Annotated in this window: 1 protein-coding gene; it reads right to left on the reverse strand. The window is 49.7% G+C overall.

From position 1 onward, the window contains the following. On the reverse strand, positions 1-660 hold a 660-nt coding region (locus IEY18_RS17310), incomplete at both ends, for an MtrB/PioB family outer membrane beta-barrel protein (RefSeq protein WP_188923137.1).

The raw sequence follows: 660 nt of genomic DNA on the forward strand, positions 1-660 counted from the left end.
CTGCCAGAATTGGCAAATAGGTAGTCTGCGCCAAGGCTCAACTTGTCTTGCATTAAGCCCGCATAGTTCACGCCTGCACCCAAGTGAATAAATTCATCTTCGATGTCCGTCGACCAATCTGCGCTGTTAAAGCTCTGGCTGCCCAGTTGACGCGAGTCAATCCATTGCTGACCAGCAAAGACATAACCGCTCATTTGCTTGCTAAAGGTCATGCCTAGATTCAGGTCATAGCCATAATCGGTGGCATCAATGAGCCCAAGCTCGGACTGGTCATAGTCATCCTTGGCATAACGTGCTTTAAGGTTCACATTTAACCAAGGGGCAGGGTTGTGAATAAATTGTGCTTCAAACGCGTGACGTTTACGGTCAGCCAAGTCGTACTTACGCAGTAGCGGGTTGGTCAGTGTTGATGTCGCACTGACAGCTTGATACGTACTGCCACCTCGGTCTGCCACACTCGCTTTCAGTTTAAGCTTGGCGTTGTAGCAACAATTGATTGTTGCCTTGCCCCAAAGCCTTGTATCTTGGGTTTGTTCTCGGTCACCATGGCTGCGCTCCACTTCTTTGCGCTCTAGACCCGCTTGCACGCGGTAATCGCTGTTGATGCGATAGGCCATATTGACTTTGTAATCCCGCTTTTCGGTATCCAGCGGCACATTT

Origin of the sequence: Shewanella gelidii (assembly GCF_014647855.1) — a bacterium.
Classification (GTDB): domain Bacteria; phylum Pseudomonadota; class Gammaproteobacteria; order Enterobacterales; family Shewanellaceae; genus Shewanella; species Shewanella gelidii.